The sequence below is a fragment of the Halomonas halocynthiae DSM 14573 genome (assembly GCF_000425725.1).
GTDB classification, from domain to species: Bacteria; Pseudomonadota; Gammaproteobacteria; order Pseudomonadales; family Halomonadaceae; genus Halomonas; species Halomonas halocynthiae.
This window is the reverse complement of record NZ_KE384441.1, coordinates 78,063-90,651: the sequence shown is the minus strand read 5'-3', so window position 1 is coordinate 90,651 and position 12,589 is coordinate 78,063. Positions and strand designations below refer to the sequence as shown.

The following is a 12,589-nucleotide window of genomic DNA, read 5'->3' as shown; positions in this document are numbered from 1 at the left end:
GCACCCCACAGAACCTGCCACAGCCCACCTGTAGGAGCCCGATTCATCGGGCGATTCCAACCACCCCGCAAGAATCAATCAGTCGCCGGATAAATCCAGCTCCCACAAAACCGGCACCCACAAAACCGGCACCCACAAAACCACCAAGCCACAAAGGCTCTACAGCCCCCACACGACAAAGTAGGGATTGAGCTTCTCTGACGGTGTGGCATACGAAACTGGGGCACCCTCCAGTGTTTCAACCCGACCACCAGCCTGCTCAACAACGGCTTGAGCAGCACCAGTATCCCACAAGCAGGTTGGGCCAAGGCGTGGATACACATCTGCCGCACCTTCCGCCACCAGGCACAGTTTAAGCGAGCTTCCCATCGGCACCATGTCATGACGCCCCAGTTTTTCTAGCCATGCAGCCAGATCCGCGCTGGGATGAGAACGGCTGCCGACTACCCGCCAGGCGGTATCTGAAGCGGGTTCTCCAGCAACCTGAATGGCTCTGCGCTGACCATCTTTCTCTACCTTGAACGCCCCAACACCCTCGGCGGCCACATAAGATACCTCCAGCGCCGGAGCGACCACCACGCCAAGCACTGGTCGACCGCTCTCGATCAGCGCAATATTGACAGTGAACTCACCGTTGCGCTTGATAAACTCCTTAGTGCCATCCAGCGGGTCTACCAACCAATAACGCCCTTGCGCATCTGCGCCGCCAAAACTCTCAGCATCCTCTTCAGAAAGCACAGGAATCTTACCAGGCAGCCTTTCCAGTGCCGCAACGATCAGCTCGTTAGCTGCCTGATCTGCCTCGGTCAAAGGGCTTTTATCGTCTTTTTCTTCCACCGTAAAATCACGGGCATAAATTGTCATGATCGCATCACCGGCTTGCTGAGCAATGCGCTCTACGTCGTTCAACAGTTCAGAATATTTGGCTGTCATAGAGAAATCTCAGTCGCAACCCCATCGCCCGATAAGTCAGGCTCCCACTCACTCTGACTCGAGTGCTCCGAGGCCGTGGAAAAAAACCCGCTGCCGAGGTATCAACTTTGATAAACCGGCAACGGGCTAGCTCAACACCTGATTATCTGTCTTACTCAGGCGATCAAATCACGCTCACGCAATAGCGCAACTACGGCATCAGCCGCCGCTTCACTACTCAGTGCAGTGGTATCCAAACGCAAGTCAGGGTTCTCGGGCGTTTCATAATCAGAATCGATGCCCGTGAAGTTTTGCAATTCACCACGGCGCGCTTTCTTGTAGAGGCCTTTGGGGTCGCGCTCTTCAGCCACGCTCAGCGGGGTATCGACAAACACTTCGATAAATTCGCCCTCGTCCATCAGCTCACGCGCCATATCACGCTCACTACGGAACGGTGAAATGAACGCAGTCAGCACAATCAGGCCTGCATCGACCATCAGCCGTGCCACTTCGCCCACCCGACGGATATTTTCCACGCGGTCAGCGTCGGTAAAGCCTAGGTCGCGGTTCAGACCATGACGCACGTTGTCGCCATCCAGCAGGTAAGTATGCTGACCGGCAGCATGCAACTTCTTCTCGACCAGGTTAGCAATGGTTGACTTACCCGCGCCCGACAGGCCAGTGAACCACAGCACAGCTGGCTTCTGGCTTTTGGTCAACGCCCGTGCGCTCTTGTCGATATCCACGTGTTGCATGTGAATATTCTGACTGCGACGCAACGCAAAATGCAGCATACCGGCGCCAACTGTATTGTTGGTCAAACGATCAATCAGAATAAACCCACCCGTATCCTGATTCTTATCGTAAGCATCAAACGCCACCGAGCGATCCAGGCTCAGAGTACATATCCCAATGGCATTCAAATCCAACTGCTTGGCAGCGGTATGCTCAAGCGTGTTGACGTTTACCTGATACTTAATATCAGTAACCGTGGCTGCCACCGCCTGAGTCCCGATCTTCATCAGGTAGGGGCGGCCGGGCAGCAAAGGCTCGTCATGCATCCACACCAGAGTGGTTTCGAACTGGTCAGCGATTTCAGCCGGCGCATCAAGGCGTGAAATCACATCGCCACGGGAAATATCAATTTCATCATCAAGCAACAGCGTGACCGACTGCCCTGCCACGGCCTCATCCAGATCGCCATCAAAGGTATAGATCTGCTTTACCGTGCTAGACATACCAGACGGTTGCACGCGGATCGCATCGCCGGGATGAATGGTGCCACTGGCGACCATGCCGGAGAAGCCACGGAAGTCCAGGTTCGGGCGATTAACCCACTGCACCGGCATCCGAAACGGCTCGTGCTGCAGCAGTTCGTCATCAAGCTCCACGGTTTCCAGATAGCCCATCAGCGTGGTGCCGTGGTACCAGGGCATACTGGGGCTGGGCTCGGTGACGTTATCGCCCTTCAGCGCCGACATCGGGATAAAGGTGATATTGCTCAAACCGAGCTGCTTCGCGAAACCACGGTATTCCTCGGCAATCTCGTCAAAGCGCTCTTTAGAGTAGTCCACCAGATCCATCTTGTTGATCGCGACGACAATATGCCGTGTGCCGATCAACGACATCAGATAGCTGTGGCGACGGGTCTGAGTAAGAATGCCGCGCCGTGCATCAACCATCAGGATCGCGGCATCGGCCGTAGACGCGCCAGTCACCATGTTGCGCGTGTACTGCTCATGCCCAGGCGTATCCGCCACAATAAACTTGCGTTTATCGGTAGAGAAAAAGCGGTAGGCCACATCAATCGTGATGCCCTGCTCACGCTCGGCGGCTAAGCCATCAACTAACAAGGCGAAGTCCATCTCATCGCCTTGAGTGCCATACTTTTTCGAGTCAGCTTCAATGGTCGCTAATTGATCTTCAAACAGCAATTTAGACTCAAACAGCAAGCGCCCGATCAGCGTACTCTTACCGTCATCCACGCTACCGCAAGTAATAAACCGCAACAGCCCTTTGTGCTCGTGCGCTTTGAGGTAGCCCTCGATGTCACCGGCGATCATGTCAGATGAATGAGACATCAGAAGTACCCCTCTTGCTTTTTCTTTTCCATGGAAGCGTTGCTGTCCTGGTCAATCACCCGGCCCTGACGCTCTGACGTACGGGCCAGCAACATCTCCTGAATGATAGCAGGCAAGGTATCGGCTTCAGACTCGATAGCCCCCGTCAGCGGGTAACAGCCCAAGGTACGGAAACGTACTTTGCGCATCATCGGCACTTCACCCGGCTCTAGCGGCATCCGTTCATCGTCCACCATGATCAGCGCGCCATCGCGTTCAACAACGGGGCGCTCAGCAGCGAAGTAAAGCGGCACAATGGAAATATTGTGTAGATAGATGTACTGCCAAATATCCAGCTCAGTCCAGTTTGAGAGCGGGAACACCCGAATTGACTCACCTTTATGCTTACGCGTGTTATACAGCTTCCACAGCTCAGGGCGCTGATTTTTCGGATCCCAGCGGTGCTGTGCTGTACGGAACGAAAATATCCGCTCCTTGGCCCGCGACTTCTCCTCATCGCGCCGCGCGCCACCAAAGGCCGCATCAAAACCGTACTTATCCAGCGCCTGCTTGAGGCCTTCGGTTTTCATCACATCGGTATGAATCGCCGAGCCGTGAGTGAAGGGGTTGATATCCTTCTCAACCCCCTCAGGATTGATATGTACCAGCAGGTCCATACCCGTTTCCTCGGCCATGCGATCACGCAGCTCATACATGCTCTGGAACTTCCAGCGCGTATCAACATGCATCAACGGAAACGGCGGCGGTGAAGGAGCAAACGCTTTACGCGCCAAATGCAGCATTACCGCACTGTCCTTGCCCACGGAATAGAGCATCACCGGATTGTCTGCCTCGGCGACCACCTCCCGCATGATCTGGATACTCTCAGCTTCGAGTTTTTGAAGATGAGTCAGTGTTGTCATCTCGTTAGCCTGTAGTGAATGAAACGTGTGAACAAATAAAAATGTACGATCCCGTACTGCAGGAGGCCGGCATGGGAGACCGATTTATCGGGCGATTCCATTCAACCCACAAACCCAATCGCCGGATAAATCCAGCTCCCACAAAACCAACCCCACCAGCAGAGTCCATCACCGAACTGACCTTCGTAGGAGCCCGATTTATCGGGCGATTCCAGCCAACCCACAAACGCCAAACCCAGTCGCCGGATAAATCCAGCTCCCACAAAAATATCACCCCACAGAACCTGCCATAGCCCCATCTGTGGGAGCCCGATTTATCGGGCGATTCCATCTACCCTCCTACTGTTATGAGGGAAACGGCATCAGCCGCATTGCCGGATGCTCAACCAACCATTGCATAATCTCTGGGCTGGCCTGAAAAAACGCCCCATGAAACACCAGTGCCACAAGAGCTTCAGGCTGCCCAGCGGCTCTCGCCTCAGCCACCAACCGCTCAAATAATGTAATGTAATCATTGGCTACTGGCGGAGTTGGTAAACACAGCATATGCAGCGCGCCGCGCTTACCATGCAAATACAACTGATAACAACGGGCGTCACGACCATCAGTAGCAGCCACTACTCGCACACCGCCTTGCCAGCACTTACCACCGGACTTCACAGCAGCATCAAAGCCCGGCTTGACCTGCTGTCGGAACCAGCGCCCCGCGTTAGAGCGCTTGCGCGCCAACCCCCGAACATCAGCCGGCTTTACCCCCAGCCCCCGGGCTTTCCACCAATGCTCAATCGCACGGGGCGACATCCCCGTTTGATTTTCCGTTTCAGCTAACGCAACCGCCAAGGCTCGGCTATTCCATGCCGGTAGCAGCTCCGACGACGGCCAAGTCATCAGCAGTCGGCACAGTGCCTCACTATGTACGCTATTGAGCACATCACCCGAGCCCCGGCGACGCCCACGTGGTTTCACCGGCACCGCCTGCCAGCCACCCTCAAGAAACGCCTTCCAGGCAGCCGACACTGTCGGCGCAGAAAGCGCACTATGCTGACAGGCCTCAGCCACGGTATGGCCATTCAGGCGCAACCTAACGGCCAGCATACGACGCTCATTCAGCATTTGGGGCGACAAATGTTTAATGGCAAACCACCAGCATAAGCAGTTGAAAAAAAACAACTATTATCATTAAAATAAAAAAATGAAAAAACCTGATTCGACACCATCATAAAAGGCTGCGTAGAATCCCACAACCCAGAATAATTCTTCAAGGACATCACAGCATGGTCACCTGGGCAGTATTGCTCTCTCTCACCGCTCTTCTTGGTGTGCTGATCTCAGGATTAGTGCGGCCCGCTACTGCCTTTGCCACCTTGGCAGGAAGCTACCTGCTATTTGGTTTAGTAGACACCGCCACCCTGCTACAGCAGTACACCAACCCCGCGCTGGCCACCTTGCTCTTACTGCTGCTAGTGTCGCTGGCTCTGGAACGCTCGCCACTACTGGAGTGGATGTCTCAGCGGCTACTGCGTGGTAACGAACGCACAGCAACAGCACGACTCATGGCTGCCAGCGGACTGCTTTCAGCATTTCTCAACAATACCGCTGTAGTAGCGGCCTTCCTGGGCGCCATCTCTCGACAGAAACGTTTTGCCCCCTCACGGCTGCTGATTCCACTTTCCTACGCCTCAATTTTGGGTGGCACCACCACCCTGGTTGGCACCTCCACCAACCTGGTCGTTAACTCCTTCGCTCTGAGCAGCGGAGGTTTTGAGCTGGGCATGTTCCAGTTCAGCCTAGTCGGCGTGCCCGTCGCCCTGCTGACGTTTGGCGTACTACTCTGGCGCGCCCAAGCCTTGCCTCACCATCAGGCCGAAAACATACAAGACCGACTGCCCTACTTTTTGGCTGCCGACGTAGAGGCAAAGTCGCCGCTGATTGGAAAAAGCATTGAAGATAACGGCCTGAGAAGCTTAGAGGGATTGTACCTAGTAGAAGTCGAGCGAGGAGGCCGACTGATCAGCCCAGTCGGGCCTGGCGAAGTGTTACAGGAGGGCGACACACTGATGTTCAGTGGTGAGGTCAACGAAGTGCAGGCATTGCAACGCTTCACGGGCCTCAAGCTGTTCGGCGTACACGCCGATAACCTGTTGGGAACCAATCTGGTTGAGGTGGTGATCTCTCACGAGTCAGAACTTACCGGCCAGACACTCCAAAACGTGGACTTTCGCAGCATGTTCAATGCCGGCGTGGTAGGTATCAGACGCGGCAACCGACGCCTGCAAGGAAAGCTTGGCCAAATTCCACTACGCATCGGCGACTGCCTGCTGCTGGCAGTCGGCAGCGATTTTCGTCAACACCGCAACATCGATCGCAACTTCCACCTGCTCAGCGGCAGCTTCACCCGCCCCCAGCTCAACCGACGCGAAAGCCTGGCCACGCTGGCCGGTTTCGGCACCGTTATCCTATTAGCAGCTATTAACCTGCTGCCACTGTTTCACGGCTTGCTGCTGCTTATGGCGGGATTACTGGTGGGGCGCGTTCTTACCCCCGCCGAACTGCGTCGACGCTTTCCTTTCGAATTATGGGTCATCATCGGCTCTGCGCTCGCCATCGCTCAGGGGCTGACCAACTCCGGTGCCGCAGACCTGCTCGCCCACGGCATCCAGCTTGTTTTCAGCGGGCATGGCATCTACGCGGCCTTTATCGGCTGCTACCTGCTAACCTTGCTACTGACCGAGACCGTCACCAACAACGCCGCCGCCGCCCTCGCCTTCCCCGTTGCCTGGAGCACTGCCCAAGCCTTCGGTGCCGACCCACTACCCTTCATAATGGCCGTCGCCTACGGTGCCAGCGCCTGCTTTTTGATTCCCTACGGCTACCAGACCCACCTGATGGTTTTCTCCCCAGGCCGTTACCAGATGAGCGATTTCATCCGCACCGGCCTACCCGTCAGCCTGGTCTACTCCGCCGGCGTGCTGATACTTATACCACTAGTGTTTCCGTTCTGATCCAGCCCAAGCCACAACCAACCCACAGACCCAGCCATAACCTCACCTGTAGGAGCCCGATTTATCGGGCGATTCCAACCAACCCACAGAGCCAACCATAACCTCACCTGTAGGAGCCCGATTTATCGGGCGATTCCAACCAACCCACAGAGCCAACCACAACCTCACCTGTAGGAGCCCGATTTATCGGGCGATTCCAACCAACCCATCAGCACCAAATCATCGCCGCTCCCACAAAATCCACGGCTATTTCATCCAATCCACTCGGGCAACGTCAGGCACCTGTATTCTTCAGCCGTCTGTGCTGCCGCTTTTGCCATACGGCACGCCTCATCAGGATGCTCCAGCAACCAGTTCAGGCAGCGCAGCCACTCGGCGGGGTCATCTCCTGCCAATAAACCATTAACGCCATGTTCAACAATACCGTTATAGGGCGGGCGATCAGAGTAAACACCCACCCCACCCATAGCAGCAATATCCAGAAACTTAATAAACGATTTACTACGATTGAATGGCGTCTCTAACAGCGGGGCCAACCCAATATGCACACGCTGACAGGCCTGGTAAGTGCGAAATTTTTTCCAGCCAAGCGGCGCAGGACATCTCGTGCGTGGCAACTGCATCAATGAAGGTGGCGCATACTCCCCGAGCATCAGCTCCAGCTCGCCATCATCGCGCTCACTCTGCAAGGACACCAGCGCAGGAGCGATATGCTCAAGATCTTCCAGGTGCGCACGCGTACCATAAAACCCAATACGCCAAGGCGCACCTGATGCAGGCGGCTGATCAAAATGCGCCAGCTCCGGCAGCGGAGAAATCAGCGGCGGCGTCATAAGGCTGACATTGGCATGCTGCTTCCCCAGCTGCTCTGCCAACACATCGCCGCATGCCACCACCTCATCCGCCAGCGCCATAATCCGCACCTGACGTGATGCCGCTACTGCCATGCGCTTTCTATAGGCCTCCGGCAATGTGGTATCAGCGGACGCAGCCGCCAAGTCATCATCAATCAGATACACAAGGCGCCCAAACCGTTCGCGATACCCCTCCAGCCAGCTCAGAGCCGCTTCAGGCAACCCCCTGCATAGCACCAGATTAGCGGCAGGTTGACGAATCAGCACCCAACGCGCCAGTCGCCAACGCCAGCCCCGCACATCCAAGCGCCCGGCATCAGCCCCTTTGAAACGCAAAAGAGGCGCGACCGATTCGAGAAAGTAAATATCCTCAGTCGGCCGCGCCCCATCGCTTAACAACAACCAGCGCTCTCGAATAACCACTCAAACACCTTTAAAACATATCCTGTAGGAGCCCGATTTATCGGGCGACTCCAGCTAACCCACAAAAACCACACCCCATCGCCGGATAAATCCAGCTCCTACCAAAACCACCCCCCCGACAAAAAACCATCGCCATACTGACCTTCGTAGGAGCCCGATTCATCGGGCGATTTCAGCTAACCCACAAAAACCAAACCCTCGCCGGATAAATCCAGCTCCTACCAAAACCAACCCCCACCAGCAGAAGCCATCGCCACACTGGCCTTCGTAGGAGCCCGATTCATCGGGCGATTCCAGCTAACCCACAAAAACCACACCCCATCGCCGGATAAATCCAGCTCCTACAAAACCAACCCCCACCAACAGAAGCCATCGCCACACTGGCCTTCGTAGGAGCCCGATTCATCGGGCGACTCCAGCTAATTCACAAAAACCAAACCCTCGCCGGATAAATCCAGCGCCTACACGAGCTCACACACAGGATTAAAGTCTTTCTTTCTCACGTAGCTGCTGCACACCCCATACGGCAAAAATCACTAACAACACGCCAAGCAGCGCAAAAAACACATCAAGCAGCGAGTCTGAATTCCAATGGTTCAGCAAGCCGTAAAACCACCCCACACTATTCGCACCGCCACCCCTGGCCTCATGCTGAGCAATTTCACGCCCCAGGAACACCGCCACAATAAAACAGCCCGCCGCGCGCCGACCTAACACGGGCCACAGTAAAACCTGCAGCCCCATAGCAATCACAAAATGTTCAAGATGGCTGGCGTTAAACACGCTAAAACTAAAAAAATCCATTACCGTAACGAAAAATCTTCATGCACTAGCGTCAAATTAGGGTTATATGCAGGATCACCGTCTAGCTGTTTAGCCCAGGTTTTACGCATATAATCAGCCTCTTTATTTGCTCGCGCACGCTTAGCAGAGTTGTCATCAGCCCCTCGCGACACCGACTCATGATGATACAGCTCAGCATAGGGCGTCCAGAGGTTACGATAGCCCGCCTCGCGCACCTTCAGGCACAGATCCACATCATTGAAAGCAACGGTCAGGTCCTGTTCATTAAGCCCCCCCACCTGCTCAAAGATCGACTTGCGCACCAGCAAGCAAGCACCCGTGACCGCGGAAAGATTCTGCACCAGATGCAACCGGGTAAAATAGCCTGGCGAGTTGCGCTGAAAATACTTGTGTGAATGCCCAGCCACTCCACCAATACCCAGTATCACACCGGCATGCTGGATGGTGTCATTAGGGTAGTAAAGCTTGGCTCCCACACAGCCAATTTCAGGCCGACATGCCTGGCGCACCATCTCGCCCAACCAGCCACTATTGATCGGTTCAATATCGTTATTCACTAATCCCAGAATCTCGCCCCGTGCATGCAAGGCGCCAAAATTGTTGATGGCTGAATAATTAAACGGTTCATTCCAACGCAGCACACGCACTCGCTCATCACGAGCTGTTACATCGCGCATGTAATCCAGAGTCGCTATGCAACTGCTCTGGTTATCAAGTATCAACACTTCAAAGTTAAGATAGTCAGTATGCTCAAGAATCGCATCGACACAAGGCTTGAGAATTTCAACCCGATCGCGTGTAGGTATCAATAAGCTGACCAGCGGAGGCGATTCTGGCAGCGGCCACTGGACTCGGTAGGTAGTAGGGTAATGCCCTGCGCTGATCTGTGCATCCGGCACCTTGAGCGTCACATGCTCACGCACTGCTGCCAAGCCAGTGCTTGTTGTATAGCTCTTCTCGCCGCTATTTAACGCAGTAGAGCCTTCCCCAGCCCGCCAGTGATAGAGCACATGGGGAATATGCACGATCTGCTCGGGTGCAAGCCGGTCGCTTACCCGCAGCGCCAGATCATGGTCCTGACTGCCCTCAAAGCCTTCCCGAAACCCGCCCACTTCCCGCATTAGGTCTGCCCGATATATCCCCAGGTGCGAAATATAGTTTTGGGCTAACAGCAGGTCGGGGTTCCACTGTGGTTTGAAACGTGGGTCGTAACGTTCATCATTTTCACCCAACTTATCTTCATCACTGTAGAGCAACCCTGCATCTGGATGGCGGTGCAACGCCTCAGCCACATGAAAGAGCGCATAGGGCGACAGGCGATCATCGTGATCCAACAGCGCAATATACTCACCGTCCGCCAGCTCAAGCGCACTATTGCTGGCCGCACAGATATGCCCATTTTTCTGGCGATACTCCACCTGAACACGCGAGTCCTGCTCAGAATATTCAGCTAGCACCTGGCGTACTTCTGGATCTGTAGAGGCATCATCGGCAATACACAGCTGCCAATGAGGGTAAAGCTGCTCAAGTACCGAGTCCAAACACTTACGCAGCCACTCAATACGCGGGTTATACACCGGCACAACAATTGAAATCAGCGGCTTGCGCGGTAATTTTTCAATCACTCGATGGACATGCTCTGCCGATAGCCTGCGCCGTTTTTTTAACCAGGTGCGGTAATTATAACGGGCGCTACGGCGTTCAAATGTTGCTTCATAGTATTCAAGTGCTAGCGCTCGCCAATGGCGACCCGCTTGGCGCGCTTCCCGCTTCAGCTCAGGCAACACCTCACTCTTATCGCAACCACGCCACTGATAATGAATTCTGGTTAACCGGTTGGCCAGGCGGTTATGGGCAAACCTAGGGTTTAACCAAGCGATACGCAGATGCGTGAGCGTAAAACATCCTTTTCCTTCCATGGGGTCAACACGTAGCTTTTTCAGCCGACGTGGCACATAGAAAAGGCGTTTGGTTATTCGCCCACTTTTCAGCAACAGGTAAACACTTTGCGCTTCATTGAACCCTTGCCCCGTATCAAGATAGAGCTTGACTGCTGCACTGGGCTGATCATGCGTCATCGCCACCTCCAGCATTTGCCAACCCGGCAACGGCAGGCCGCGCCTTAGCAAAAACTGGGGGTCATCACCGGTTGCTTGCCAATCAAAACCTGTTTCAGAAGCTCTCTCACGCCGCAACTGGTGTCGCGGCGCAAGACGCTCAAGAGGGCGACACACCAGCGGCGTTTCATTTAAGCCAAAGGCCAGCCAGCGCGCGCCCTTGTCAAGACGTTGGCGATTTTTTGCCTTCATACTTTTTTCGGCTTAAGCACACGGTGCGTCTTCAACGGAACCCCCTAACCAGTTTTAGCAACACGGCATTGTACCCGATCTCTAAGGGCAACCCCCCTTTTATAATTGTGGCAATAAACAGAAGCTACTCAGGAGACCATAGTCACCGTCTGTTTCGATGCTATGCCGCCGCATTGGGAACACCACTTGTAAAACGTAGCACTACTTCTAGCGTGCTAGCGGCACAACTCAGGAACAAACACACCAAACTCGGCTTGCTTCAGAACGGCCATAATCTGGCTGTCAGTAAAACGTGACTTGCGCATGTGCCCCATCTGCTCAGGTTACAAAACTCCACTTATCACCGCGATGATTTTCGGGGGATTACCGGGCCACCTCGCGCCAACCGCGGAAGGCAATTTGATTACCGACCTCAGCCTGCTCAATCATGAGCGCCATGCTCTTCCCCCAGGAGATCACCAGGCGGCCTTAGCGGTGCGCTACGTCAATGCCGCCAGCCCCGTAATTGGGCAACACCTAAACCTTGCTCCAAGTTTTTCCAGCGAGCCGCTAATACCGCGGCGCGTCTTTCAGTACTGGGATCAACCGACACCACCGGAGGCCGTGACAGAGATCATGCGCTCCTGGCAGGACCGAGCCGAACTCGACTACCAGCGCTTCAATCTCAGCGAGGCTCGTGCCTTTCTCCACAACACCTTCGGCCCCACCTATGAACGCGCCTTCCGCCGCGCCAACAATGTCGCAGAGGCATCTGATCTGCTGCGTCTCTGCTATCTGCGTCACTACGGTGGTCTCTACGCCGATGCCGATGACCGCCTGCATGGGCAAATCGAGGCTCTACTGCCCGGCGCTGTGGGCCTAGTCTGCTTCCATGAAAACTTCGACATCTTATGCAATAACGTGATCGCCTGCGTACCCGGCCACCCCGCTATCACTCTCGCCTCAGAACTCGCCGTGGAGGCGATGCTTGGACGAGATAGCGAATCAACCTGGAGCAAGACGGGCCCAGGACTACTGACCCGCGCGGTGGCCCATCACCTGCTCAGCGCCGACCAAACTTCCCCGGAACAGCGAGTAGCGATCCTGCCCGGCTATCTGCTGCGCCAACAGGTGAATATCCATCTCCCGCTGCCTCACAAGAAGACCCGGGCCTATTGGAATGCTCCCCCCGGAACCCCGGGCCACTTCGATATGACATCTTGGCTGCTCACATGAAGCGCCAGGCTTCGCCCACCCCAGGTACTGCCATCGTCTCTAACACATGATTCCATGGCTCGTGAGTTGGGATGTGCTCCTGAGCTG

Annotated in this window: 9 protein-coding genes; 2 read left to right on the top strand and 7 right to left on the bottom strand. The window is 55.0% G+C overall.

Translation table 11 applies throughout. The features are described 5' to 3' along the window. Positions 1-159: 159 nt before the first annotated feature. From cysQ to H616_RS0112250, 4 genes are all read right to left on the bottom strand, one after another. Complete coding sequence (cysQ, locus tag H616_RS0112270; protein WP_027967628.1) at positions 160-933, bottom strand: 3'(2'),5'-bisphosphate nucleotidase CysQ; 774 nt, start codon at positions 931-933, stop codon at positions 160-162. Positions 934-1,088: 155 nt separating this feature from the next. Then, on the bottom strand, positions 1,089-2,993 hold the full coding sequence (gene cysN, locus H616_RS0112265; protein WP_027967627.1) for a sulfate adenylyltransferase subunit CysN: 1,905 nt from the start codon (positions 2,991-2,993) through the stop codon (positions 1,089-1,091). Then, a complete protein-coding gene (gene cysD, locus H616_RS0112260) occupies positions 2,993-3,979 on the bottom strand; it encodes a sulfate adenylyltransferase subunit CysD (RefSeq protein ID WP_276195567.1) in 987 nt (328 codons plus the stop codon). Before cysD ends, cysN begins: the two co-directional genes overlap by 1 nt. Before the next feature lie 261 nt (positions 3,980-4,240). After that, positions 4,241-4,990, bottom strand: coding sequence for a helix-turn-helix domain-containing protein (locus tag H616_RS0112250; RefSeq protein ID WP_027967624.1), 750 nt, complete (start codon positions 4,988-4,990; stop codon positions 4,241-4,243). A gap of 179 nt (positions 4,991-5,169) precedes the next feature. Here H616_RS0112250 and H616_RS0112245 point away from each other — a divergent pair, with 179 nt between their 5' ends. Then, a complete protein-coding gene (locus H616_RS0112245) occupies positions 5,170-6,897 on the top strand; it encodes an SLC13 family permease (RefSeq protein WP_027967623.1) in 1,728 nt (575 codons plus the stop codon). A 251-nt stretch (positions 6,898-7,148) separates the two neighbouring features. Here H616_RS0112245 and H616_RS14960 read toward each other — a convergent pair whose 3' ends face one another. The 3 genes from H616_RS14960 to H616_RS0112230 form a co-directional block, all read right to left on the bottom strand. Further along, on the bottom strand, positions 7,149-8,174 hold the full coding sequence (locus H616_RS14960) for a glycosyltransferase family protein (RefSeq protein ID WP_240470593.1): 1,026 nt from the start codon (positions 8,172-8,174) through the stop codon (positions 7,149-7,151). A 483-nt stretch (positions 8,175-8,657) separates the two neighbouring features. Then, complete coding sequence (locus H616_RS0112235) at positions 8,658-8,978, bottom strand: hypothetical protein (RefSeq protein ID WP_027967622.1); 321 nt, start codon at positions 8,976-8,978, stop codon at positions 8,658-8,660. Further along, the gene (locus H616_RS0112230; protein WP_084155893.1) at positions 8,978-11,287 is read right to left on the bottom strand and encodes a glycosyltransferase family 2 protein; all 2,310 of its coding nucleotides are present in this window, start codon (positions 11,285-11,287) and stop codon (positions 8,978-8,980) included. The genes H616_RS0112235 and H616_RS0112230 overlap by 1 nt, the downstream gene beginning before the upstream one ends. Before the next feature lie 399 nt (positions 11,288-11,686). Between H616_RS0112230 and H616_RS0112220 the strand changes: the two genes are divergently transcribed. Further along, positions 11,687-12,502 carry a glycosyltransferase family 32 protein gene (locus tag H616_RS0112220; protein WP_169516168.1) on the top strand — a complete coding sequence of 272 codons (816 nt, stop codon included), beginning with the start codon at positions 11,687-11,689 and terminating at the stop codon, positions 12,500-12,502. Positions 12,503-12,589 lie beyond the last annotated feature (87 nt).

Bases quoted from the DNA above. Each gene is read 5' to 3' on its own strand.
- cysQ (WP_027967628.1), bottom strand. From the start codon at position 933: ATGACAGCCAAATATTCTGAACTGTTGAACGACGTAGAGCGCATTGCT.
- cysN (WP_027967627.1), bottom strand. From the start codon at position 2,993: ATGTCTCATTCATCTGACATGATCGCCGGTGACATCGAGGGCTACCTC.
- H616_RS0112235 (WP_027967622.1), bottom strand. From the start codon at position 8,978: ATGGATTTTTTTAGTTTTAGCGTGTTTAACGCCAGCCATCTTGAACAT.
- H616_RS0112250 (WP_027967624.1), bottom strand. From the start codon at position 4,990: ATGCTGGCCGTTAGGTTGCGCCTGAATGGCCATACCGTGGCTGAGGCC.
- H616_RS0112230 (WP_084155893.1), bottom strand. From the start codon at position 11,287: ATGAAGGCAAAAAATCGCCAACGTCTTGACAAGGGCGCGCGCTGGCTG.
- H616_RS0112245 (WP_027967623.1), top strand. From the start codon at position 5,170: ATGGTCACCTGGGCAGTATTGCTCTCTCTCACCGCTCTTCTTGGTGTG.